Consider the following 24,727-nt stretch of genomic DNA (forward strand, 5'->3'; position numbering starts at 1 on the left):
ATTGTAATTTGGCATGGACATCGGACAAAAGGTTAAGGTTTATCGTTTGCGCGATCGCGTATCTAATCCTATTGCTCAAAGACTAGGACAAGTCGGTATCATCGAAGGCTTTAAAATGACTGATGGTAGCGGCGTTGGCGTAGTGGTAAAGTTTAATGATGATTTTACCACCTGGTTTTTTGAAGACGAACTCAAAGTAGTACAGTAAGGAAAAACAAGTTATCGGCGGCTGTGTCCGCTGATTGCTAAACTTCGGAGAGAAGTTACAAAAAAAGCCGAATGCTAAGTTGGAGTTGAAAAATCGGCGGTAAAAATTTAGGAATCAAGTAATGGCCCTGATATTGACATTTTTGGGCAAAGGCGGCTCTGCTCGCACTCAGGTAGCGATCGCCGCTGCCAAACTCTTAGCAAGCCAAGGAAAGCGTGTGCTTCTGGCTGGAAGCGCAGAACCAGCATTACAAATCCTGTTGGGACTTCCTATTGGCACCGAACCCCAAGAAATCGCTGCTAATTTGCAAGTTGTACAGTTACAAGCATCAACGCTGCTAGAACGTAGCTGGGAAGATGTGAAAAAACTGGAAGCACAATATCTAAGAACTCCTATCCTTAAAGATGTTTATGGACAGGAACTCTCCGTATTGCCAGGAATGGATAGCGCTCTTGTCCTCAATGCAATTCGCGAGTACTACGAAAGCGGCAACTATGATGCGATCGTCTACGATGGCAACGGCGATAGTTCTACTTTGCGAATGTTTGGGATGCCAGAGTATCTCAGCTGGTATGTACGGCGATTCCGGCAATTATTTGTCAACTCCGATTTAGGAAGGACAATTTCTGAATCTCCCTTGATTCAACCTCTTGTTAGCACTTTCTTCAACATCAATTGGACGGCAGATAATTTTGCTCAACCTACAAACCAAGTCAACAATTTTCTAGACAAGGGTAAAGCAGCCCTCGCCGATCCCAAGCATGTTGCAGCTTTTTTGGTAACAACTGCCGATCCGGTTGAAGTTGCCTCTGCTCGTTACCTTTGGGGGAGCGCTCAACAAGTGGGTTTAACTGTAGGTGGCGTGATGCTTGTATCTGAAGATAGAAGCATCAATATATCTGGGGAATTTACCCCCTTGCCTGTCAGCGTAGTTCCCCATGTCAAAGCTAATGATTGGCAACCGCTAATGGATTCCCTGCCCAACTTCGTAGCACAAGCAGTACAAGCTCCTAAACCTATTGAAATTGACATTCACGAACGAAAAGTAAGCTTGTTTTTGCCAGGATTTGACAAAAAACAAGTCAAACTTACCCAATACGGCCCAGAAGTCACTGTAGAAGCAGGAGATCAAAGGCGAAATATTTTTCTCCCTCCAGCTTTGAGTGGTAGGTCTGTTACTGGTGCAAAGTTTCAAAATAGTTATTTGATCATCTCTTTTTAGAAAATTGTTAATGGGGATTGGGTATTAGGATTTCTTTATTCCTAGTCCCTAACCCCTAGTCCCTAGCCTAAGCGTCCCTATTTATTCAGTACGCCTTATGTCTGAATCAACTCCCATTACCACAGATTCCAATACATCTGAAGTTCTAAACTCAGTCGCGACAACTGAGGAAGCAAAAGCCATTGCCAATCGTGGTGCTAAAACCAGGCAGCTTTTGGGCATGAAAGGTGCTGCACCTGGAGAGACATCGATTTGGAAAATCCGTTTGCAACTGATGAAGCCCATCACTTGGATTCCCCTAATGTGGGGTGTAATTTGTGGTGCGGCTTCTTCTGGCGAGTATACTTGGACACTGGAAAATGTGTTTAAGGCAGCAGTTTGTATGTTGCTATCAGGGCCATTGATGGCAGGTTATGTACAAATTCTGAACGATTACTACGATCGCGAAATCGATGCCATCAACGAACCATATCGCCCAATTCCCTCTGGAGCCATTTCTGTACCCCAGGTAATTACGCAGATTTGGGTATTACTTATTGCTGGTATTGCCCTGGCATTTACCCTAGATAAGTGGGCAGGTAATGAATTTCCCACAATTACAACGATCGCCTTCATTGGTGCATTTGTCGGCTATATATACTCAGCCCCACCTTTAAAGCTCAAGCAAAACGGCTGGTTAGGAAGTTATGCCTTAGGTGCAAGTTATATTACCTTCCCTTGGTGTACTGGTCATGCTTTGTTTGGTGAACTAGATTGGAAAATTGTTGTTCTGACTCTAATTTACAGTTTGGCTGGGTTGGGTATTGCCATTGTCAATGACTTTAAGAGTGTAGAAGGCGATCGCAAATTAGGATTGCAGTCATTACCTGTAATGTTTGGCGTCACCACCGCCGCTTGGATTTGTGTGGTGATGATTGATGTCTTTCAAACCGCGATCGCAGCTTATCTGATTTACATTCACGAAAATTTGTACGCAGCAATTCTCATATTGCTGATCATCCCACAAATCACTTTCCAGGATATGTATTTCCTGCGCGATCCCCTCAAAAATGACGTAAAATATCAAGCCAGTGCCCAACCTTTCCTAGTCTTAGGAATGCTTGTCGCTGGTTTAGCAATTGGCCATGCCGGCATCTAAATCAATACTTCTAAATCAATACTTCTAGAGTAAGAAGTCAAGAGTGAGGAATGAGAGGTTAAGATCCATATAACTTCTCGATCCTCACTCAAATTTTTTCACAGATTTGCATAAGAATTGCCGTGTCTCAAATACTATATTTTCTCATTCATACAATTCAACAGTTTTTAGTGCCCCTTTGTTTTATTACTGCCTGGGCATTACTTATTCTTGTTGCATGGAGTTTGTGGACAGCAGCACGCGATACCGTCAAGACAGCCAAGAATATGCATCAAATTCCCTGCTCTAGCTGTCAATATTTTACCGATGATTATCGCCTCAAATGCACTGTCCACCCTTGTATCGCTAATACAGAAGAAGCAATAAATTGTCTGGATTATCAAGCGAAAACAAATGCGATGTATTATTAGGAATCGGGGACTAGGGACTGGGGACTGGGACAGATCAATTTAAAATTAAAAATGCAAAATGCAAAAACTTTTAATTTTTACTTTTTAATTTTCTAGCCCCTAGCCCCTAGCCTCTAGTTCCTAGTGCATTTCTAACAAAACCTTTAAAACACCTTTTGTTTGAGCATGAGCAAATGCTGCCAACCCTTCAGACAGGGAATAACGAGCATGAATTAATGGTTGTACGTCCACTTTGCCTTGAGCCAATACCTCCAATGCTAGTGGAAAAGGGCCGCAGCGTGAACCAATCAAAGTGATTTCATCTACTACCAATGAGGAAGCATCCAAGCTGAGATTGCCAGCATAGGTGCTTTTTAGTACTAGCGTGCCACGAGGGCGTAACGCGCGACGAGCGATCGCAAATCCTTGGGCATTACCCGTACACTCTACAGAAACATCAAAAGCTTTGTCTGTAACAGCATCAGCAAAGCCTGTTTTTATCCCCCGTGCTTCTAAGTTAGCCAGTTTCTCAGGATGACGCCCCACCACTAACAACTCACAGCCACTCAAAGCCACTGTTTGTGCTACTAATTGCCCCAGCTTGCCATCCCCAACTACGAGAACTCTGTGGTTTGGCTGTAATGTTAACTGCTGCTGAATTTCCAGGGCTGCGGCTACAGGTTCGGTAAATGTTGCTACTTCTGTGGGAATACGATCCGGTACGATATGTAGATTCTCTACTGGTAAACAAAGATAGTCGGCAAAGGCTCCGTGACGGTTAACAATGCCAAGAACAGTGCGGTTTTCACAGTGAGTTGAGTTACCGCTGCGACAAAAGCGACACTGCCCGCAAACAGCGTTAATTTCGCCAACAACGCGTTGGTTTACAAGATTTTCTGGCCCTTGTTCTACAATGCCAACAAATTCATGCCCTAAAATGCCAGTGAAGGGATAATAACCTCTGGTAAGTTCTAAGTCAGTGTTGCAAATACCAGCGCACAAAACCCGCACCAAGGCTTCTCCTGGTGGTGGTTCAGGAATCGGAATGTCGCTAAGTAATTGCAGTTGTTTGTTTTCCAGCCAGAGTCCTTTCATATATAAAGCTGTACTGAGACACCCTTTATGCAACCCAAGTTACAGTCATTGGCCAAAATATTAGCAAACAAGCAGCAAAGCTTTCAAACGAAAAAACTATTTTTTTACTTTTTATCTTTTACTGTTTACTTTCTACTCTCCGCCTTACCTGCTTGTGCCCAAACAGTAAAAAATTCCTGCCCTCCCAAATTAGTAATCGCTACACCGCCCAAAAATTTAGATACTATCTTTCCAAACTTGGATAAAACTTGTGGTGAAGCTGAAAAATTTATTTCCAGCCCTCAAAAAATGCTATCAGAATTAGCAAAGGTGGATGTAATATATTTGGGGGAAACTCATAGCAGAAGCCTCGATCACCAAAACCAACTCAAAATTATTCAAGAACTTTACCAGCGTAACCCGAAAATAGCGATCGCGATGGAAATGTTCCAGCGCCCCTATCAAGGTGTCGTCAATGAATTTTTGGCAGGTAAACTAACAGAAGCACAACTACTTGAGAAAAGCCAATACGAAAAACGCTGGGGTTTCCCTTGGGAAAATTACGCGCCCATCCTCCGCTTTGCCAAACAAAAACAACTGCCCGTCTTAGCCTTAAACACCCCTACAGAAATTACTCGCAAAGTTGCCCGTCAAGGATTAGAAAGCCTCACACCCTCGGAACGGCAATTTATCCCTCCTTTTGCAGAAATTCGCACCGATAACCAAGAATATCGCGAACTAGCACTCCAAGCCTTTCAACACCATCAAGATGCAGGGCATGGTAACAGCCCTAGTGCAGAACGCTTTTTCTTGGCGCAAGTGTTATGGGATGAAACAATGGCAGAGGCAATCACCAAGTTTGTTAAAGCAAATCCAGAACACCAAGTGGTAGTGTTAGCTGGAGCGGGACATATTATCTACGGTTACGGTATTCCCAGCCGTGTAGAACGTCGGCTTGGCAATCAAAAGTTTACTCAGCGATCGGTTTTACTCAGTCCTTCTGAAGATGCGACAAAGGGTAAAACTCCAAGGGTGGCAGATTTTATTTTGGATAAGACAAGCCCTTTGGCTCCCTAATCACTAAAGATTCTTTGGTGCTTAATAATAAAATTATTGAAGAAACGTAAGACTATGAGAGTTGGAACCTTGTCTTTTTTTGCCTAAACTTGGTGTTGCAATGAAGCCTAATAATGCTGAACTTATACAACAACTTAGGGAAATTATTAGAGATCTTCATTTTCTAGCGAGAGTTATAAAAAATTTGAGCCATTTATTTGGGAAACAGATGAACATGGGATATTGTCATTAGAAAAGTTTCTTCAATCTGAAGGATTTCTATTTCCATTAAACGCTAATATTCTCCTAGAGTTCGTTTCCTCATCAGCAAGCTGGAGTTCGAGTATTTGGGAGAGTTCTACGCCAAATGAAGTTGCTAGAAAGATGAGCCGGAAATATACAGAAATCATAGATTTTTTTAATTCTCACCTGAAGACGCTAGAGATTTACCTAGTAAGCAACTTAGGTGAAGAAGGTTCCGATATCCGTAAAGAAGCAGTAAAAAAATCTAGAATTGGAAATCCCCAACTTTACTCATTATCAGTAGACCAATTACATGAACCCTATAAAAGGGGAGAAATTTCTATTGAACAGGAAGCATTTCATATTATTGTTGGTGAAACTTTTGAAGGTGAGTGGTTAGGTATTGCTCCTAAAATGTCTTGTGACCGAACTAAAAGAGGTGGACAAAGGTTTTTACTGGCTGAACCTTTAGTTACTGAAAATACGATAAATATTAAACAAAATTTATCAGAGCTTATTTTAGATCTGAAATTCTCTGTAGTTGAGTGTATGGCTTTCTACAGAAAGGAAAAAACTATTGTAGAAGCTGGCAGCATAAAACAAGAACTGCTATATAGATTGCTGGGTTCTGTGGGATTTTTTAGAGCATTTACTTTTGAGGATTACTGTAATGAAGACCGCAGTAATTCTAATCAATTCCGTCTATTGGATGAGTTTCTTAGATCAAACTTGACTAACTTACAAGAATATATAGTAGGTTTAAATGCAAGGTATTTTATCTACAGCGTTGGTCAGACAGAGGAAAAAGATGTGTTAGGTGTCTCAACGATGGCTACGTGGACTTGAAAATATACAGTTAATTAATATGTTTATAAAGGTTATAGCTAACTCCGAAGCGCAAGAAAGGTAAGCGATCGCATCTTGCCGAAAGCTTTGCCAGTATGGCTTGAGAGCAAGTAAGAAAATATTGAGGAGTAGGAAGAGGAATTGGTTTTTTTACCGATGCCCATTGTCCACCAACAACTAACCACTGTACGGGCGGGTTTTTTGCCTATGATTTCTCTATTTCTCTTTCCCAGGCTCCAGCCTGGGAAAGCATTAATTGAGGCTCCGCCTCCTCCTCATGAGGCAGAGCCTCCAGTTTGCATCACCATGCAGAGCATGGTGATGAGAAATTAACCACCAACCACTAACTACTAACCACTGTACGGGCGGGTTTTAACAAAAATCTTTCTACAATGACGAAATATCTTTTCTATAAACCCGCCCCTACTAACCACTTCTACGGCGTTCCCACTGCCCCAGAATAAATCACACCTCGCTGCGTATCCATTGTCAAAATTGCTCCATCGCGAATCACCTGAGTTGCCTGCTTCACACCAACAATCACTGGCACGCCAAGACGCAAGCCAATTACTGCTGCGTGACAACTGAGACTTTCTTCTTCAGTAATAATACCGCCTGCTTTCCGAATCGCTTCTACAAAATCGGCATTAGTGCGGGGTGCAACCAGAATATCCCCAGGATTAAAGTTACTCGCATCCATGCCAGTGTGAGCGACTCTGGCTCTACCGCTAACAGAACCTTGTCCGAGTCCGATTCCTTGACCGAGTACTGCTGTTACGACTTCTACCTTGATTAAATCTGTCGATCCAGAAACACCTTGCAGAGTACCCGCCGTCATCACTACCAAATCTCCCTCACAGACAAGCTCATTCTCCAAAGCAACATTAATGGCTGCTTGAAATGTCTGACCGGCGGAAGGCAGTTCCAATACTAGTAGCGGTTTGACTCCCCATACCAATTGCAGTTGTCTGGCAACATTCACATGGGGTGTAACAGCCAAAATCGGCGTGTGGGGACGGAACTTAGAAACATTGCGGGCAGTGGCTCCGGTTTGCGTCAAGCTCATAATCGCTGCTGCTCCCAACTGTTCGGAAATTTGTCCGACTGCTTGGCTAATCGCGTTGGGAATAGAACGTTTGCTATCTTTTGCCTGGCTGGCATTATTATTTTGTGCTGCTTCCTGCTCGATTCTTTCGGCAATACGTGCCATTGTTGCTACAGCTTCTACCGGGAACTTGCCCACAGCCGTTTCATTGGAGAGCATGACTGCATCCGTGCCATCGATAATCGCATTGGCTACATCCGACACCTCGGCACGGGTGGGACGAGGGTTGCTAACCATACTGTCCAACATTTGGGTGGCGGTGATGATTGGAATTCCCAAGCGATTGGCAGTGGCAATTAACTGTTTTTGCAGGATGGGCACATCTTCAGCTGGAAGTTCTACACCTAAATCCCCTCTAGCAACCATGACGCCATCACACAAAGCCAAAATCGCTTCCATTTGTTCAATGGCTTCGTGCTTTTCTATTTTGGCAATCACTGGTACTTGCTTGCCTGTGCTGGAAATGAGTTCTTTGATTTCGATTACATCTTGTGGGTTGCGGACAAAGGAAAGTGCTATCCAGTCTACACCTTGATCTAAACCGAACATGAGATCCTCGCGGTCTTTGTCGGTCATTGCTTTAACAGAAAGGTAGACTCCGGGAAAGTTCACACCTTTGTTATTAGAAAGTGTACCACCGACAGTGACGCGACAATGCAAATCGCCTTTTTCTCGGTTTACCTCCTCTACCTGCATTTCTACTCGCCCGTCATCGAGGAGGATTTTTGCCCCTGTGGGAACTTCATCTGCTAAATATTCGTAGGTAACACAGCTAATATCCTGTGTGCCAACGACTGGGCGATTAGTTAAGGTGAAGCGATCGCCACGAGCCACTACTATCGATCCATTTTCAAATTTCCCCAAGCGAATTTTCGGCCCTTGCAAATCTTGGAGAATACCCACTGGTTGATTTAACTCAAAGGCTATTTGCCGAATCAAACGAATATTGCGTTGATGATCGGCATGAGAACCGTGGGAAAAGTTGAGTCGCAACGTTGTAGCACCAGCTTCAATAATAGCTTTAAGCATTTCTGGGCTACTGGTGGCAGGCCCGATCGTGGCGACGATTTTTGTTCGGCGTACAGAATCTCTTAGTTGCATAGGGGCTGAAACTTAGGAGCTACTCAGGGAATTATCGTAATTTGAAAGTCTACCTGTTGTCTGTGCCTGCTGAATCAGTCATTTCAGCTGGCTGTTGCTTGATCTGGAGGGAAGTCTTAAGGTGAGAGGGGATCGGGAAGAGGACACGGGGACACAGAGAAAGAGGACTGGGGAACAAGGGGACAAGGAGAGATGGGGAAGCTGGGGGAGTTGGGGTAGATGAGGGAGTAAACGTGAATAACGATTCTCCCACTCTCCCCCTCTCCTTATCCTCTTCAAGTGTCCCTAGTACCCAGTCCCCTTTACACATCCTACTAATCAACTAAAGCTTAGAGTCTCGTCTGGAATCATACCTTTAATTAGCCCTGATATGCGAAGATAATCGATAAATCTTGCTATACAAAACTTTAAGTCTCTATAATTTTTCAGGGCGGATTGTAATTTATCTAAGGATGCGATCAAGATTAAAGTCGTTTATTTGCCGCTATTATCTGTTCAGTAGAGCAGTTCAGACAGTCACTGCTGTTCTATATTATTGGCTGGTGAAGTTAGTCGGCAAACAAAATCAAGCATTTGGTATCCCTGCAACAGCTTATCAGGAACCTGGCACGGTTCAATGGGCAGCTCTTGACCAAGAACCAATTGCCAAGGAGGATAACTATGTAGGGAAAACTAAGTGCAGGCTACTCAGAATTGCTTCTGAATAGTCCATTAATCTTGATCGCAATACTTCCCTAAGTCATTGACTCCAAAGAAGTCATCCATCGATTTATCCCATTCTCAGGGAAGCTGCTACTCTCACTGTCAGCTGCCTTCTAGGGATTTTACGTGTCTATGCCCTCACACCAACTAACAAAATTTGAGTAAGTAAGGAGTTTGCGATGCTCGTGTCGGAGGCACGGAAGCCACTGACAGTCCCCCCAAAAGAATTATTAGCGCCTCCCGGTGGTTTAAATCCAACACTGCTAATGTTTTTAGCAGCAGTGGGAATTGTTGTGCTATCTTGTCTGGGTTACTGGGTTTGGCATTGGCCGCATTGGTTATCTTTTGTCATGAACATTCTTGCCTTACATATTTCTGGCACGGTGATTCATGATGCCTGTCACCAAGCCGCCCATCGCAATAAGATAATTAATGCGATGCTAGGACATGGTAGTGCTTTGATGCTGGTTTTTGCCTTTCCGGTGTTTACACGGGTGCATTTACAGCATCATGCTCATGTCAACGATCCAAAAGATGACCCAGATCACTTTGTCTCTACTGGCGGGCCATTATGGCTGATAGCGGTACGTTTTTTCTATCATGAAGTGTTTTTCTTTAAACGTCGCCTCTGGCGAAAATACGAGCTTTTAGAATGGTTGGCAAGCCGCTTATTTGTAGTGGCAATTATCTATCTTTCGGTACAGTACCACTTTTTGGGTTATGTTCTAAATTTTTGGTTCGTACCTTCTGGCATCGTTGGTTTAACATTGGGGTTATTTTTTGATTACTTGCCCCATCGTCCCTTTGTGGAGCGCGATCGCTGGAAAAATGCCCGCGTCTATGCAAACCCGATTCTCAATATTCTCATTCTCGGACAGAATTACCACTTAATTCATCATTTGTGGCCTTCTATTCCCTGGTACAATTATCAACCCACATACTATCTCATGAAGCCTCTTCTAGATGAAAAAGGTAGTTACCAATCGTTAGGATTACTACAAAAAAAAGACTTTTTTGCTTTCGTTTATGACATTTTTTTAGGAATTCGTTTTCATCATCAAAAACCAGAGGAAAGCTAGCAAAGAAATAATTGGGTTGTACAAACAAAGTCCACGTTAGGTGGACTTCATAAAAAAACCGCCCATATTGAGATTTTCTGCGCCTGATTACAGAGGTTGGGGCAAACTCCAATCAGGACGTAACTCGGCGGCATGACGCAAATATGTATGGTAAATTGGGTCGGAGGCTGGCAGGTAGGCATGAATTAATAGCCGGATGCATCGCTCCAAACTGCCCTGAACATACATTTGTTGTACATCTAACATGGCGACGCAATCCCAATTGGGACGTTGGCGGGCGATCGCAGCTGGAAAAATTGCATCTAAATCTCGTGTCACTGTAAAAGTCACGCTCACAATATTTGATGGATGCAGATGGTTGCGTTTTTCCAGTTCATCCATTAACTCCATGACAGCTTCTCGCATCGCTTCCAGCGTATTTTCCGAGGCTGTTGTTGCACCGCGAATCGCCCGCATTCGCCACTCCACTAATCAATCCTCCTTAAGATTCAGTCATTAAGTCATTATTCATTAGTTTGGGACTGCTGGATACAGGACAAATGACAAATGACGATTTAAGGCCGATACAACCACAAAGGTAAACCACTGGTAGACATTTCAAATTCCAACCAATCAATGCCACTGGCTAACCCAGATGAAACCTGACGAGTGCCTGGCAATAATCGACTTAACAAGGGTTTACGTTCTTCTAGTGTAAAGACTTGTGTCTTTTCTGGGTCAAGACCGACTAGCTCTGCTGCCCATCGACGTGCGTCTTCTTCGGTTCCTAATCTGTCTACAATACCCAATTCTAAAGCCTGCTGCCCGGTAAAAATTCGACCATCGGCGAAACTTTTTACAGCTTCTACTGCTAAATTCCGCCCCTCAGCTACTGTTTGCACGAACTGTTGGTAACTAGTATCAATCAATTCCTGTAAAATGTGTTGCTCAGGTTCAGTCAGTTCTCGGTCAAAAGCCAGAATGTCTTTATAGGGGCCAGATTTAATTACCTTAAAAGAAACACCGATTTTTTCTAGCAAGCGTTCCAAGTTGTTGCCACGCAAAATCACACCAATGCTACCCGTAATTGTACCTGGGTTAGCCATGATGTGTTGGGCACCCATACCAATGTATACACCCCCAGAAGCAGAAATATTGCCAAAACTAGCTATAATCTTGACTTTCTCGCGCAAACGCTTCAAGGCACTGTATATCTCTTGAGAATCTCCCACTGTACCGCCAGGGCTATCAATACGTAGCAGTAGAGCCGGAAATTTTTTCTCTTCTACAGTTTTCAGGGCTTCTAAAACTCGCTTGCGAGTTGCACTACCGATCGCACCAGTAATTTCAATTCGAGCAATTTGTTTGCGAAACTTAGGCTTAAAAGGCCAAATCATGGGCAGTTAAAAACACCTCTAAATAGAATCTCAAAAACATAAATGCTAGTTTCACCTGCTTTTTTATTCCAAAGAAAATAAGCAGGTTTGACACTCATCTGAATTGTAATTTAATTTTTACAACTTGCGTGTGCCTTTTTTATATGCTAACTTAACCGCCGCTAAAACTGCTTTGTAAAAGTTTAGGGTAAAAAGTCAAGACTGAACTTGAGTCATTTAATTTTAGATTTTGGATTAACTCTACAGATCGATCTGGGAGCTTGTAGCATCAAAGAAATATCAGACAAAGTAATTAAGTATTTTAGATTATAAATATTGTGATAAATAATAATTTACCTTTGCCAATCTTGTTTTAGATGGGGATGGCAATATTTTTGAACTTTTGGAAGTTAAGCTGCTTGCTAACTAATAAATCAACAATAGCAAATTTACTTTACGCATATTTATGTAAACTATCGTAAGATTTGACACCGATAGTAAGCATAAGTATCAAACAGTCCTCCTACAAAACCACAAGTCAAACTAATTACAAATAGTCCTCTGAAGGCAGTGCCACTACCAAAAATGACGAGAAACTGCAATATATGATTAGCGATCGCCTCACCCGCTCCTTGCAAGCCGGGAATGTAATCTATCAGCGATAAAATCAATAGTATCGCGCCAACAAGAAACATGGGGGCGACGAAACTGAGAATAATCGTAAGCAATAGCGAGCGCAGAAAGTTCGTTAAAATCGTCATAATTAGGTTTGGCTCCGTGGTTCAAGAGGACAATAGCCGTTTACCTCAGTTGTCACTTTCTACAATAAGTGCGATCGCTCCACAGTGGGTGAGATTTCAAAAATCTTAAGTTTTCATTAAAATACCTACACATAATTTCTCAACAGAGTTGTCAAATTCAATCTGAGCAAAACTCTGTTTAAACCTTGAAAAATCAGGCATGACGAGAAGATTGCCAGTGATATTTGGAGTGTAAGCACTGTAAATCGAAATATTAATTTCTGAGATGAGATTTAACCTAAGTTAACCAGAAGAGGGGGATAGGGGACAGGGGACAGGGAACAGGGACAAGGGGAGATGGGGAGAACTACTAACTACTGTAAGGGCGGGTTTTATTGATAATCTTGCCGTTTAAACTGATAATTTATCTTCTAAACCCGCCCCTACTATCCACTAACCACTAACAAATGACCAATGACTATTGACCATTCACTAAATTCGCTATTCTAAATGCAGTTACCGAGTTAAATAGTGAACATTGAACGAGACTATATCTAAATCTAGTTTGGGAAAATGGGGTCAGCGGTTGCTGGCAGCAGTTTTTTTGGGTGGACAAGTACTAGTTCACCTCCTTAGAGGCAAAATCCATAGACGCAATACCCTAGAACAAATGGCAGCAGTAGGGCCAGATTCACTGTTCATTGCCCTTTTAACGGCTATTTTTGTAGGTGCGGTATTTACTATTCAAGTAGCGCGGGAGTTTATTACCTTTGGTGCAGGAAATCTCGTGGGTGGAGTACTGGCGGTTGCGCTAACACGAGAACTTTCCCCTGTCTTAACTGCTGTAATATTAGCAGGACGTGTTGGTTCGGCATTTGCAGCAGAAATCGGCACAATGCGTGTTACAGAACAAATTGATGCCTTATTAATGTTAAAAACAGATCCGGTAGATTACCTAGTTATTCCCCGTGTAATTGCTTGCTTTTTAATGATGCCAGTTTTAACCCTTTTGTCTTTGGTGACAGGGATGCTAGGGGGATTATTTATTGCTACTAATGTATACAATCTTTCTGATACACAGTTTTTAGACTCAGCCCGTAACTTTCTTGATACTTGGGATATCTTAAGCGCCTTAATCAAGGGGTGTTGCTTTGGAGTATTAATTGCTGTCATCGGTTGTAGTTGGGGCTTGACAACAACCGGAGGAGCTAAAGGCGTAGGACAATCAACTACAACTGCTGTGGTTACAGCCTTGCTGATTATATTTATTAGTAATTTCTTTCTCTCTTGGCTAATGTTTCAAGGAGCGGGAAGTGCTTTGCTACAAGGGTTTTAGGGGCTAGGGACTAGGGGCTAGGGACTAGGGGCTAGGGGAGATGGGGAGAACTACTAACTACTGTAAGGGCGGGTTTTATTGATAATCTTGCCGTTTAAACTGATAATTTATCTTCTAAACCCGCCCCTAATAACCACTAACCACTAATCAATGACCAATGACTAACTTCTAAAATATGAATGATGTCTACTCACAAAACAGGAATTAAGACTGTGACTACTTCAAAAGCACCATTATCGGCATCAACTGTCGAACTTAAGCCCAGTTACAACATACCTGTAGTGTTAGCGATCGCAGCCATTCCACTGCTATTTTTACAACCTTGGGTAGGTGGTGCGATCGCGATTTTGGGATTGTTTCTGATGTTTCAGGCAGTAACAATACGACTGCAATTTACCGCCACCGATTTAGATATCTATAGAGGCGAAAAATTAATTAGGCGCTTTCCTTATCTAGAATGGCAAAACTGGCGTATTTTTTGGGATAAAATTCCTATCCTGTTTTACTTTAAAGAAGTTAAAAGCATTCACTTTTTACCTATTTTATTTGACCCCAACACCTTGAAAAAGTGTCTGGAAGAACGTTGTCCGCGTATTGAGTCTTAAATCAAATCCTACTCGCAACAAAATACCTGCACGAAGCTAGATTTTCATAAATAATTTCAATCTGCCCAAAGCCCAATCAAGCGCTTACACGAGCATTAATTAGCGTGTGTTCGACAGCAGCAATGGTCTATGATAGCAATGTGACAGTTGCGAAAGTAGCTGTTGTGTCTGTCATCTCGGAAAGGGGTGAACCTTCAGACTTACCGCAAGTTTTGCTCCCCTCAGGACTAGAGACTTTTATAGTTCGTAAATTGTATATTTTCTGAAAGTTATTTAATTGTGTCATCGTCATTACACTATAGTTTATGAATCCAGAGGAATATCAAGCCCCACAACCAACAGAAGAGTCCTTAGTGCAAGAAGAAGAACAAAACCCTACAAGCGATCGACAAGAAAACTCATCTGTTGAAGCAGTGGCGGAAGTAGCAGCGCAAAACTCTACTCTTGACACAGAAGTAGACGACTCCACTTCTGATTCACCCCTTATAAATACAGAAGCAACAAGCCTCATCAACGAGTCAAAACAAGAGTTATCTGCTGATGATATTGCCGTACAAGAACAAGAGGCAACACTCACCCTCAGATCAGAAGTTAACTCACAAGATAATCAGCTAGAAGCCGCTCAACGAATCGCCGAACTACAAAAACAAGAAAAAGCTCTCAAACAAGAAATTGCCAGCTTGCAAGCCCAAATGCAACAAACGCAAACAGCAATGGGGAAACTAGTGCAAGAAGCGCTTGCTGGGCTAGAACAACGCAAACAAACATTGCAACTTTCGATAGAACAGCTAGAACGACGCCAAGAACGCATCCGTAACGAGATGCGAACCACATTTGCAGGTGCTTCTCAAGACTTGGCAATTCGGGTGCAGGGTTTTAAAGACTATCTCACAGGTAGCTTACAGGATTTGGCAGTAGCAGCAGAACAGTTGCAACTAGTGCCGAAGACTAAGCCAGAACCCGAAAAACCCGCTATCAAAGACGTGAAGCCAGCAGAAACTGAGTTAGGAACACCTCAATTCGCCCAACAGCAGTTTCAAGACACCACAAAACAAATTCGCCGTCTAATAGATCAATATCGCAACAAACCAGATTATTATGGCCCACCTTGGCAATTGCGCCGTACCTTTGAACCAGTTCACGCTGAACGGGTTTCTGACTGGTTTTTCAACCAAGGAGGGCGGGGTGCTTTGCGAACAATGGGAAGCAGATTGCAGAATATACTGATTAGTTCAGCAGTGATCTCGATATTGCACAAATTATATGGCGATCGCCTGCGCACTTTAGTTTTAGCTAATACGCCAGAACGCTTAGGTGAGTGGCGGCGTGGCTTGCAAGACTGCTTGGGAATTGGTCGTCCAGATTTTGGCCCCGATCGCGGAGTAACATTATTTGAGACACCAGAAGCTTTAGCCCAAAAAGCCGATCGCTTGCAGAAATCCAAGATGCTGCCTTTGATTATTATTGACGACTCCGAAGAGCAAATTAGTTTAGCACTACTGCAATTTCCCCTGTGGTTAGCCTTTGCCCCCGATCCGAAAATGATGAGAAGTTATGATGATGATTTTTAATTAGTCATTAGTCATTAGTCATTAGTCATTAGTCAGTAGTTTTGGATTATGCAATGTAAACTCTTTACTTAATTTAAAGTATTTAGCCTGCGGAGGCAGGCTTTGTTTGTATAGCCCCAGACTTCCAGTCTGAGGGAATGAATAGATTCATGTAAACTCTTTACTTAATTTAAAGTATTTAGCCTGCGGAGGCAGGCTTTGTTTGTATAGCCCCAGACTTCCAGTCTGAGGGAATGAATGGATTCTATGCAATGTAGACTCTTTACTATGGACTTTTGACTTTGGACTGGTTGACATATGGCTATTTGGTTCAGTTTATGTGGGGCAATTTTGGTATTAGCCTACCTGCTAGGTTCCATTCCTACAGGCTACACAGTAGTGAAGCTACTCAAAGGCATTGATATTCGGGAAATTGGCTCTGGTTCTACAGGCGCAACTAATGTGTTAAGAACTTTAGGTAAAGGCCCTGGAGCTTTTGTTTTAGGAATTGATTGCCTAAAAGGAGTTTTAGCAATCTTCCTCGTTTACTGGTTATTCAATTTTGCCCAGAGTCAAAACTTGATTCCCTCAACAGTAAATCTAGAAATATGGCAATCTTGGATAGTAACTTTAGCAGGATTGTCAGCAATACTCGGACACAGTAAATCTATTTTTTTAGGATTTAGTGGCGGTAAATCCGTTGCAACTAGTTTGGGCGTTTTATTGGCGATGAATTGGCAGGTGGCATTGGCAACAGTAGGAGTTTTTGCTGTCGTCGTCGCCATCTCACGGATAGTTTCCTTAAGTTCAATTTTTGGTGCGATCGCTGTTTCCATTTTCATGGTAATTTTGCACCAACCACTGCCCTACATCTTGTTTGGCATCGTCGGTGGATTATACGTAGTTTGGCGACATCGCAGTAATATTGAACGATTACTTGCTGGTACAGAGCCAAAATTAGGACAGAAATTAGAACAAGCAGAACCAGAACAAACTGCATAATCTCAGCATTATCTCTATCTGCCAGCGATGACACAACTTGCTCATGCTGAATCTATCCCAGATTTAACAAAATTAATTAAACATTCTTTAAGCTGTACCCCCAACCCTGTTCCCCGATCTCCACCCGTAACTTTAATTTTGCCTAACCACTTATCTACCACTTGGATTTGGAAGCTGGTTGACATTTCCCATAGTGTTCCCGCTAATGTCATGGGCAAACACTCTGCCATCAGGGGTGACTACCACTATTCTATTGCCGATAATCAGAACCAATTTGTCCTGTGGTTGGACTGCTACACTTGAACCTGTAGGCTGTTGGCTATTCCCCACATTGTTGCGGTTGATGTCATAAACAAACACCTTGCTATTTCTATTTGCATCAGCGAGGGGACAGGGGCCATCATAGCGCATATCAGATATAGCTCTGACTCTATCCTGTTCAGTGATTCGCTTTAGTTGATCCCAACCTCTACCAAAACTCTCATAATGCTCTGAGCTTGTGAAACCACAAAATGCGTTGTTTCCATTTGAGTAAATAACAGATCCATTTGGAAAGCTATATACCCCTTCTTTTAATATCCCCCGATCCGACCTCGTCCATATACCATTATCTGGAAGCGTCGGCACTATTATTGCTGGTAACTGTGGTTCTGTTGGTGTAGAGTTCGCCCCATTACTTACTTCCTCTACATTATTTTGAAAGTCATTATTGCCTAGATTTGGCTGAGTGGGAGTGCTTGCTATTTGTCCATACTCACTGTTATTTTGTAGATTATTTTGAAAGTCATTATTGCCTAGATTTGGCTGAGTGGGAGCAGTCGCTATTTGTCCATATTCACTGTTGTTTTCTAGATTATTTTGAAAATTATTATTGCTTAGATTGGGCTGAGTGGGAGCGATCGCTATTTGTCCATTTTCACCGTTGTTTTCTAGATTATTTTGAAAAGTGTTATTGCCTAGATTTGGCTGAGTGGGAGTGCTTGCTATTTGTCCATACTCACTATTATTTTGTAGATTATTTTGAAAAGTATTATTGCCTAGATTTGGCTGAGTGGGAATGCTTGCTATTTGACCATTTTGACTGTTATTTTCAACGAAATTAGCCTGCAAATTTGGACGCGCCTTCTCCGTCACCACCACGCCACTTCTGCTGCCTCGAATCTGGTTATTGACTACTAACGGAGTAGAAGAGCCACCGATCGCTAAACCGAAACCGTTTTTTTGAAACGTATTTCCCCGGATTTCGCCTTTGGCTGTTCCAGTTACAGAAATTCCATTGGCATCGTTATTAATAAATTGATTGTTCTGAATTTTGGGATCGGCGTTGCCAGTGACAAAAACGCCTTCTCGCTTGTTGTTGGCAAAGGTATTGTTACGAATAGTGGGATTGGCGGATTCTACCCAGATGCCAGTGCCACGCGTATTGGGATTAGTAATAGTGACACCGATAACTTGACTATCTGGGGCAGCTAAGAGGGTGATATTTTGGCGGGCAAAGATACGGCTGAGATAGTCACCCCCACCAACGATCGCAACTCCCTGCCCCTGCTGGAATTCGTTACCTTTGAGAATGACTCCTGGCTTAAGTTTGAGCGGAAAAGTCTCCCCAGCCTGATACTGTCCAGGGGCTAACTGAATTACCGTACCAGGTTCTGCCTGTTGCAGGGCATAGGTAATTGTCTTAAAAGGAGTCAATTGACCTTTGCCAGCATTAGGGGCATCTGTGCCTTGCTGAGGGTTAACATACAAAATGCGTTGCTGCGCGAATTCCACTGTCTGTGCAGTAGTCCTTTGAGGTTCAACTGGTGGAGCGGCTTGAACTGTTAAGGGTAAAACACAAGAAAAAGCAACAGTGGCTGCCAATACTCGATAACTGTACTGGATCATGACGACACCACCGATGGAGAGATGAATCTAAATTTAGATTAGAAAAATAAATCAGCTAATAGTGATGGATTTTACAAATTTTATAATTATTTATGGAGTTCTGAACATGAAACTTTGAGTTCCGAGCTTGAAACTTCGAGTTGTGAACATGAAAATTTGAGTTCTGAATATAAAACTTTGAGTTGTGAACATGAAACTCCGAGTTTTGAACACAAATCTTCGAGTTCCAAACATGAATCTTCGAGTTCCAAACATGAAACTTCGAGTTCTGAGCTTGAAACTTCGAGTTCTGAGCTTACAGCATCACCTATTTAAACTACACTCCTGATTTCTCTGCGCCTCTGCGTGAGACAAATTTGAAGTCATCGCACTACAAACCAACTCAAACCAGTCAAGCGATCGCCTTCTAGTTTGAGGGCAGATTGGTAAGTGCGTTTTAACATGATTAACAATAGATAAAGTAGCTTCAAAAGCCCAACTATGAAGATAAAAGTTGTATTAGAGCCGAGTGATGAAGGCGGATACACAATTTATGTTCCCTCACTTCCAGGATGTATCAGCGAAGGAGAAACAATCGAAGAAGCATTAGAAAATATCAAAGAGGCAATCGAACTCTACCTTGAGCCATTAGAAGATGAATTAATGACTCAAGAGGGAGCACTTGTGAGGGAATTGGTACTGTGAGTAAAGTTCCCAACTTACCTTACACATAGATTATTGCAGCTTTAGAACGGGATGGATGGGTTATTGTGCGCCAACGGGGTAGTCATATCAGACTAGAAAAAACCATGCCAGATGAAGTATTAAAATTAACAGTTCCGGCTCATCGACCAATCAAGCGTTCTACTTTGGCTCGAATTCTAAAGCAGGCGCGTATAGGAGTTGACCGATTTTTAGACTTGTTATAAATGAGATGCGATCGCCCCCTAGCCCACGCAGGTAGGCTTTGTTTATCTAGCCGTAGACGCGTTCGACGAAGTCGTTCTCGAAGAGTAGCGGCTTCCCGTAAGGGTGGCAGCGCGCCCTTGGGGGTTTCCCCCGTTGTAGCGACTGCCGTCCAGACTTCTAGTCTGAGGGCATGATCTACAGAAAAAATGCGATCGCCCCTAGCCCACGCAGGTGGGCTTTGTTTGTATAGCCTCACCCTTCCAGGGTGTAGGCATTATCTACCCTCGAAAAAAATGCGATCGCCCCACTTCTCCATTTCCTCAAACAGTGAGGTTCTAATTAATCTCGTAGGATATATAAAGGTTGACCTAAGATAACAAAACTACCTGTGGCTAAACAAGAAGAAAACGCCCTCCCCCTATATAAAACACCCCTATATTTCCTTGCCCAAGAACTAAAAGCACGGCTTACCAGCTTTGGTGGTTGGGAAATGCCCGTACAATTTAGCGGTATTACCAACGAACACGAGGCTGTAAGAAATGCAGCAGGAATGTTCGATATTTCCCACATGGGTAAATTTACCTTTCAAGGGAAAAACTTAATTTCAAAACTTCAATATCTAGTTCCTTCAGACTTGAGTAGGTTACAACCTGGTCAAGCTCAATACACCGTATTGTTAAATCCAAAAGGTGGTATTATTGACGACATTATTTTCTATTACTACGGCGAAACTTCCTCTGGCGAACAACAGGGAGTGATGATAGTCAATGCTGCCACCACCAGTAAAGATAAAGCATGGTTATTGCAGCATCTTGACGCCAACGAATTCAATTTTCAAGACCTTTCCAAAGGAAAAATCTTAATTGCTGTCCAGGGGCCAAAAGCAGTTGAATCTCTTCAGCCCTTTGTGCAAGCCGACTTAACCCCAGTTAAAGCATTCAGTCACCTCGAAGCACCTGTATTAGGCAAAACCGCCTTCCTTGCCCGTACTGGTTACACCGGAGAAGATGGATTTGAAGTTATGTTAGATCCTGAAGAGGGCGTCAAATTATGGCGTAGTCTTGTTGATGCTGGTGTTACCCCTTGCGGATTGGGTGCTAGAGATACTCTCCGGCTAGAAGCAGCAATGGCACTTTATGGACAAGATATCGACGACACCACCACCCCTTTAGAAGCTGGTTTGGGTTGGCTAGTGCATCTTGATACCAAAGCTGATTTTATTGGGCGTGCCATATTAGAACGGCAAAAAACTGCTGGAGTACAGCGCCGACTCGTAGGTTTGCAAATGCAAGGACGTAACATTGCCCGCCACGGCTACCAAGTATTATCAGCAGGTACTGTAGTAGGAGAAGTTACTAGTGGTACACTATCTCCTACGCTCGGTTATCCGATCGCTCTAGCCTATGTTCCTACCCAGCTAGCAACTGTTGGCCAGCAGCTAGAAGTGGAAATTCGCGGTAAAACTTACCCGGCGGTAGTGGTGAAAAAACCTTTTTACCGTTCAAAAGCTCGTGTTGCAAACAGCTAATAATGTCTTTACCATTAGCCATTAGCTATTAGCCATGTTGATTTTTGCCATTGTGGAAGAGGAAGCAATATGTCTTTGGAATATCCTGGAGATTTAAAGTACTTAGATACCCATGAATACGTGCGATTAGAGGGGGAAATTGCGACAATTGGCATTACCGCCTTTGCTGTAGATCAATTGGGAGATATTGTATTTTTGGAATTGCCAGAAGTTGGTGATGCTATTACTAAAGGAGAAACTTTTGGCACAGTTGAATCAGTAAAAGCCGTTGAAGACTTAAACTCACCAATTACTGGTACTGTAATAGACCGTAACGAACCTCTGTTAGACTCTCCCGAACAAGTTGCAGACGATCCTTATGGTGAAGGATGGTTTATTAAAGTGCGGGTTAACGATCCTGGTGAAATTGATGATGCATTAACCGCAGATGAGTATAGCGCCCAAGTAGAAGGGTAGTTGGGAAGGAGGGGGGCAAGGGGGAGTGGGAGACAAGAGGACAAGGAGACAAGGAGACAAGGGGAGTAATTGTACAGACGCGATTTATCGCGTCTCTACCAACCACTAACAAATGACCAATGACTAATGACCAATGACTAACCACTCCCAAAAAATTTTATTAATCTTACAGAAACTGAGAGTTTTGCTCCACGCCTCAAATATACTTATTGCAAAATATGAAATAGTAACGTCTGGAGAAACTATTTGTGGTAGCATCCACTCCTCGTCCTCAGTCAGGCGATCGCAAGACGCCAGGCGAAGACAATAAAAAGTCAAGTGATTTTCAGCAACGACATATTGGGCCGAATGGCGACGAGATCCAGCAAATGCTTGCGGAAATGGGGTTTTCTTCCTTGGATACCCTGATTGAGCAAACAGTACCGCAGTCGATTCGACTATCTCGTCGATTAAATTTGCCAGCAGCGCTCAGTGAGTACGCAGCACTAGCAAAGTTAAAAGAAATAGCTTTAAAAAATCGCATCTTCCGCTCGTTTATCGGTATGGGATATTACGACAGTATTACCCCACCAGTAATTGGGCGCAATATCCTAGAAAACCCTGGTTGGTATACTGCTTACACTCCCTATCAGCCAGAAATTGCCCAAGGGCGACTGGAAGCGCTACTGAATTTCCAAACAATGATTATAGATCTGACGGGTTTGGAAATTGCAAATGCTTCATTGTTGGATGAAGCTACGGCAGCAGCAGAAGCTATGAGCATGAGCTATGGTTTTTGCAAGAATAAGTCCAATACCTACTTTGTATCCCAAGACTGCCATCCCCAAACTATCGATGTTCTGCAAACACGGGCAAAGCCTTTAGGGATAAATATCATCATCGGCGATCATCAAACCTTTGATTTTTCAGAACCGATTTTTGGGGCAATTGTGCAGTATCCTGCCAGTGATGGCACTATTTATGACTACCGCGCTTTTGTAGAAAAAGCCCATGCTGTGGGGGCATTGGTAACGGTAGCAGCAGATCCTCTAAGCTTGACACTTTTGACACCTCCTGGTGAATTTGGGGCTGATATTGCCGTCGGCAGTACTCAACGCTTCGGTATTCCTTTGGGCTATGGCGGGCCTCATGCGGCTTATTTTGCTACCAAAGAAGAATACAAGCGACAAGTTCCAGGACGAATTGTAGGTGTATCAAAAGATGCCCAAGGTAAACCTGCATTACGTTTGGCTTTACAAACCCGCGAACAGCACATCCGCCGCGAAAAAGCAACTAGCAATATTTGTACGGCACAAGTGTTGTTGGCGGTGATGGCAAGTATGTATGCTGTCTATCACGGCCCGAATGGACTCAAAACTATTGCCGAGAATATCCATAAACTAACTGTCATCTTGGCAGAAGGACTGAAAATTCTAGGTTATAAGATTAGTTCTGAATATTTCTTTGATACCTTACGGGTAGAACTAGGAAGGGGCAGTTTAAAAGATATTCTTGCAGCTTGCGAACAAAAGAAAATTAATCTGCGAATTTTTGATGAAGCTGCTGTAGGTATTTCACTTGATGAAACTACGACAATTGCAGATGTAAAAGACCTACTAGCAATTTTTGCAGGCAAGGATGAATTACCTTTTAGTTTAGAAGAATTATCCCCCAATCCTCTCTGTGCCCATCTTTCCCGCACCAGCAGCTACCTCACCCATCCCATTTTCAACCGCTATCACTCAGAAACTGAGTTGTTGCGCTACCTGCACAGGCTAGAAACTAAAGACTTATCGCTGACGACATCGATGATTCCTTTGGGTTCATGTACGATGAAGTTGAACGCGACAGCGGAAATGATACCTGTAAGTTGGGCAGAATTCGCTAAGATTCATCCCTTTGCCCCCCTATCGCAAACGCAGGGTTATCAGATTCTGTTCCAACAACTAGAGGAATGGTTAGCGGAAATTACTGGATTTGCTGGAATTTCTCTGCAACCCAATGCAGGTTCTCAAGGTGAGTACGCTGGACTTTTAGTTATTCGCCAGTATCATGAAAGCCGTGGAGAAAGACACCGGAAAGTTTGTTTAATTCCCACATCTGCCCACGGGACAAACCCGGCAAGTGCGGTAATGTGTGGAATGAAGGTAGTAGCTGTTGCCTGCGACGACCAAGGTAATATTGATCTAGAAGATCTAAAGGCAAAGGCACAAAAGCACAGCAAAGAACTCGCGGCTTTGATGGTGACTTACCCTTCAACACACGGTGTGTTTGAAGAACAAATTCAAGAAATTTGCGCTGTTGTTCATGCCCATGGTGGACAAGTTTACATGGATGGGGCAAATATGAACGCCCAAGTCGGGCTTTGCCGCCCAGGGGATATTGGTGCAGATGTTTGTCATTTGAACTTGCATAAAACTTTCTGTATCCCTCATGGTGGTGGTGGACCTGGTATGGGGCCAATTGGCGTCGCCAAGCATCTGGTGCCTTTTGTTCCCGGTAACCCTGTAATAGGGACTGGGGACTGGGGACTAGGGACTAGAAAAGAAGAAGTTCCCAATCCCCAATCCCTGATCCCTAGTACCCAACATATTGGTGCTGTTTCTGCTGCACCTTGGGGTAGTGCCAGTATCTTGGTAATTTCTTGGATGTACATCGCCATGATGGGTGCGACAGGTTTGACGGAGGCGACAAAAGTAGCAATTCTCAATGCTAACTACATCGCCAAGCGACTTGAGACATACTATCCGGTTTTATACAAGGGAAAAAATGGGTTTGTTGCCCATGAGTGCATTTTAGATTTACGATCGCTCAAAAAATCTGCGGGGATCGAAATTGATGATGTTGCCAAGCGTCTGATGGACTATGGCTTCCACGCACCAACGGTTTCCTGGCCTGTGGCAGGTACAATTATGGTCGAACCCACTGAAAGCGAATCGAAAGAAGAATTGGATCGTTTTTGCGATGCCATGATTGCCATTCGTCAAGAAATCGCCGAGATTGAATCTGGCAAAGCAGACATCCAAGATAACGTCCTCAAGAATGCACCCCACACCGCTGAAAGCTTAATTGTTGACGAGTGGAATCATCCCTACTCTCGCCAACAAGCCGCTTACCCCGCATCTTGGACGCGCGAACACAAATTCTGGCCTGCTGTCGGGCGTATTGATGCTGCCTTTGGCGATCGGAACTTTGTTTGTTCTTGTCTGCCAATGGAGGCTTATTCTCAATAGAATCT

24 protein-coding genes and 2 pseudogenes are annotated in these 24,727 nt (G+C 43.1%); 19 read left to right on the plus strand and 7 right to left on the minus strand.

The window, feature by feature from the left end; genetic code table 11:
• Nucleotides 1-13 precede the first annotated feature (13 nt).
• The 4 genes from petP (at nucleotide 14) to UYC_RS0124100 (ending at nucleotide 2,978) form a co-directional block, all read left to right on the plus strand.
• The gene (petP, locus tag UYC_RS0124085; protein ID WP_016874741.1) at nucleotides 14-208 is read left to right on the plus strand and encodes a cytochrome b6f subunit PetP; all 195 of its coding nucleotides are present in this window, start codon (nucleotides 14-16) and stop codon (nucleotides 206-208) included.
• Between the two features lie 121 nt (nucleotides 209-329).
• A complete protein-coding gene (locus tag UYC_RS0124090) occupies nucleotides 330-1,430 on the plus strand; it encodes a Get3/ArsA fold putative tail anchor-mediating ATPase NosAFP (RefSeq protein WP_016874740.1) in 1,101 nt (366 codons plus the stop codon).
• A 97-nt stretch (nucleotides 1,431-1,527) separates the two neighbouring features.
• Nucleotides 1,528-2,568: a chlorophyll synthase ChlG gene (chlG, locus tag UYC_RS0124095; RefSeq protein WP_016874739.1), complete on the plus strand. Its 1,041-nt coding sequence runs from the start codon at nucleotides 1,528-1,530 to the stop codon at nucleotides 2,566-2,568.
• A gap of 122 nt (nucleotides 2,569-2,690) precedes the next feature.
• Nucleotides 2,691-2,978: a hypothetical protein gene (locus UYC_RS0124100; protein ID WP_016874738.1), complete on the plus strand. Its 288-nt coding sequence runs from the start codon at nucleotides 2,691-2,693 to the stop codon at nucleotides 2,976-2,978.
• Nucleotides 2,979-3,098: 120 nt separating this feature from the next.
• Here UYC_RS0124100 and UYC_RS0124105 read toward each other — a convergent pair whose 3' ends face one another.
• Entirely contained in the window at nucleotides 3,099-4,052 is a 954-nt protein-coding gene (locus UYC_RS0124105; protein ID WP_016874737.1) for an MDR/zinc-dependent alcohol dehydrogenase-like family protein, read from the minus strand.
• Between the two features lie 27 nt (nucleotides 4,053-4,079).
• On the opposite strand from UYC_RS0124105, the gene UYC_RS0124110 reads away from it, so the two are divergent.
• The 4 genes and pseudogenes from UYC_RS0124110 to UYC_RS39090 all read left to right on the plus strand — a co-directional run bounded on the left by UYC_RS0124110 (nucleotide 4,080) and on the right by UYC_RS39090 (nucleotide 6,509).
• Nucleotides 4,080-5,108, plus strand: a complete 1,029-nt coding sequence (locus UYC_RS0124110) for a ChaN family lipoprotein (RefSeq protein WP_016874736.1) — start codon at nucleotides 4,080-4,082, stop codon at nucleotides 5,106-5,108.
• Between the two features lie 171 nt (nucleotides 5,109-5,279).
• Nucleotides 5,280-5,534 (plus strand): annotated as a pseudogene (locus tag UYC_RS40260) (hypothetical protein); the annotation flags it as partial.
• A gap of 345 nt (nucleotides 5,535-5,879) precedes the next feature.
• The gene (locus tag UYC_RS40000; RefSeq protein ID WP_268743994.1) at nucleotides 5,880-6,176 is read left to right on the plus strand and encodes a nuclease A inhibitor family protein; all 297 of its coding nucleotides are present in this window, start codon (nucleotides 5,880-5,882) and stop codon (nucleotides 6,174-6,176) included.
• 156 nt (nucleotides 6,177-6,332) lie between these two features.
• A complete protein-coding gene (locus UYC_RS39090) occupies nucleotides 6,333-6,509 on the plus strand; it encodes a hypothetical protein (RefSeq protein WP_016874734.1) in 177 nt (58 codons plus the stop codon).
• Between the two features lie 103 nt (nucleotides 6,510-6,612).
• Here UYC_RS39090 and pyk read toward each other — a convergent pair whose 3' ends face one another.
• A complete protein-coding gene (gene pyk, locus UYC_RS0124120) occupies nucleotides 6,613-8,382 on the minus strand; it encodes a pyruvate kinase (RefSeq protein ID WP_016874733.1) in 1,770 nt (589 codons plus the stop codon).
• A 452-nt stretch (nucleotides 8,383-8,834) separates the two neighbouring features.
• On the opposite strand from pyk, the gene UYC_RS0124125 reads away from it, so the two are divergent.
• On the plus strand, nucleotides 8,835-9,089 hold the full coding sequence (locus UYC_RS0124125) for a hypothetical protein (RefSeq protein WP_016874732.1): 255 nt from the start codon (nucleotides 8,835-8,837) through the stop codon (nucleotides 9,087-9,089).
• Between the two features lie 174 nt (nucleotides 9,090-9,263).
• The gene (crtR, locus tag UYC_RS0124130; RefSeq protein WP_016874731.1) at nucleotides 9,264-10,163 is read left to right on the plus strand and encodes a beta-carotene hydroxylase; all 900 of its coding nucleotides are present in this window, start codon (nucleotides 9,264-9,266) and stop codon (nucleotides 10,161-10,163) included.
• Nucleotides 10,164-10,250: 87 nt separating this feature from the next.
• Here the strand turns inward: crtR and aroH are convergent, their stop codons facing one another.
• The 3 genes from aroH to UYC_RS0124150 form a co-directional block, all read right to left on the minus strand.
• Entirely contained in the window at nucleotides 10,251-10,619 is a 369-nt protein-coding gene (gene aroH, locus UYC_RS0124135; RefSeq protein WP_016879697.1) for a chorismate mutase, read from the minus strand.
• Nucleotides 10,620-10,717: 98 nt separating this feature from the next.
• Nucleotides 10,718-11,539, minus strand: coding sequence for a signal peptide peptidase SppA (sppA, locus tag UYC_RS0124140; protein WP_016874729.1), 822 nt, complete (start codon nucleotides 11,537-11,539; stop codon nucleotides 10,718-10,720).
• 452 nt (nucleotides 11,540-11,991) lie between these two features.
• The gene (locus UYC_RS0124150) at nucleotides 11,992-12,279 is read right to left on the minus strand and encodes a hypothetical protein (protein WP_016874727.1); all 288 of its coding nucleotides are present in this window, start codon (nucleotides 12,277-12,279) and stop codon (nucleotides 11,992-11,994) included.
• Nucleotides 12,280-12,796: 517 nt separating this feature from the next.
• Between UYC_RS0124150 and UYC_RS0124155 the strand changes: the two genes are divergently transcribed.
• The 4 genes from UYC_RS0124155 (at nucleotide 12,797) to plsY (ending at nucleotide 16,751) form a co-directional block, all read left to right on the plus strand.
• Nucleotides 12,797-13,594, plus strand: a complete 798-nt coding sequence (locus tag UYC_RS0124155) for an MlaE family lipid ABC transporter permease subunit (protein WP_071588439.1) — start codon at nucleotides 12,797-12,799, stop codon at nucleotides 13,592-13,594.
• 182 nt (nucleotides 13,595-13,776) lie between these two features.
• The gene (locus UYC_RS0124160; protein WP_016874725.1) at nucleotides 13,777-14,199 is read left to right on the plus strand and encodes a DUF3119 family protein; all 423 of its coding nucleotides are present in this window, start codon (nucleotides 13,777-13,779) and stop codon (nucleotides 14,197-14,199) included.
• 305 nt (nucleotides 14,200-14,504) lie between these two features.
• The gene (locus tag UYC_RS0124165) at nucleotides 14,505-15,770 is read left to right on the plus strand and encodes a DUF3086 domain-containing protein (RefSeq protein ID WP_016874724.1); all 1,266 of its coding nucleotides are present in this window, start codon (nucleotides 14,505-14,507) and stop codon (nucleotides 15,768-15,770) included.
• A 297-nt stretch (nucleotides 15,771-16,067) separates the two neighbouring features.
• Entirely contained in the window at nucleotides 16,068-16,751 is a 684-nt protein-coding gene (gene plsY / locus UYC_RS0124170; RefSeq protein ID WP_016874723.1) for a glycerol-3-phosphate 1-O-acyltransferase PlsY, read from the plus strand.
• A 150-nt stretch (nucleotides 16,752-16,901) separates the two neighbouring features.
• On the opposite strand, the gene UYC_RS0124180 is transcribed toward plsY, so the two are convergent.
• Nucleotides 16,902-18,638 (minus strand): DUF1565 domain-containing protein, encoded by a 1,737-nt coding sequence (locus tag UYC_RS0124180; RefSeq protein ID WP_016874721.1) that lies wholly within the window; start codon nucleotides 18,636-18,638, stop codon nucleotides 16,902-16,904.
• Nucleotides 18,639-19,118: 480 nt separating this feature from the next.
• Here UYC_RS0124180 and UYC_RS0124190 point away from each other — a divergent pair, with 480 nt between their 5' ends.
• Nucleotides 19,119-19,322, plus strand: a complete 204-nt coding sequence (locus UYC_RS0124190; protein ID WP_016874720.1) for a type II toxin-antitoxin system HicB family antitoxin — start codon at nucleotides 19,119-19,121, stop codon at nucleotides 19,320-19,322.
• Between the two features lie 65 nt (nucleotides 19,323-19,387).
• Nucleotides 19,388-19,456 (plus strand): annotated as a pseudogene (locus UYC_RS40415) (hypothetical protein); the annotation flags it as partial.
• Nucleotides 19,457-19,461: 5 nt separating this feature from the next.
• Here UYC_RS40415 and UYC_RS39570 read toward each other — a convergent pair.
• Nucleotides 19,462-19,782, minus strand: a complete 321-nt coding sequence (locus UYC_RS39570; protein ID WP_162139011.1) for a hypothetical protein — start codon at nucleotides 19,780-19,782, stop codon at nucleotides 19,462-19,464.
• A 132-nt stretch (nucleotides 19,783-19,914) separates the two neighbouring features.
• Between UYC_RS39570 and gcvT the strand changes: the two genes are divergently transcribed.
• From gcvT to gcvP, 3 genes are all read left to right on the plus strand, one after another.
• On the plus strand, nucleotides 19,915-21,054 hold the full coding sequence (gene gcvT / locus UYC_RS0124200) for a glycine cleavage system aminomethyltransferase GcvT (RefSeq protein WP_016874719.1): 1,140 nt from the start codon (nucleotides 19,915-19,917) through the stop codon (nucleotides 21,052-21,054).
• A gap of 69 nt (nucleotides 21,055-21,123) precedes the next feature.
• Nucleotides 21,124-21,510, plus strand: a complete 387-nt coding sequence (gene gcvH / locus UYC_RS0124205) for a glycine cleavage system protein GcvH (protein WP_016874718.1) — start codon at nucleotides 21,124-21,126, stop codon at nucleotides 21,508-21,510.
• Nucleotides 21,511-21,758: 248 nt separating this feature from the next.
• The gene (gene gcvP, locus UYC_RS0124210) at nucleotides 21,759-24,722 is read left to right on the plus strand and encodes an aminomethyl-transferring glycine dehydrogenase (RefSeq protein ID WP_016874717.1); all 2,964 of its coding nucleotides are present in this window, start codon (nucleotides 21,759-21,761) and stop codon (nucleotides 24,720-24,722) included.
• The last annotated feature ends 5 nt before the right edge of the window (nucleotides 24,723-24,727 follow it).

The sequence above is a fragment of the Chlorogloeopsis fritschii PCC 6912 genome (assembly GCF_000317285.1).
GTDB lineage: Bacteria > Cyanobacteriota > Cyanobacteriia > Cyanobacteriales > Nostocaceae > Chlorogloeopsis > Chlorogloeopsis fritschii.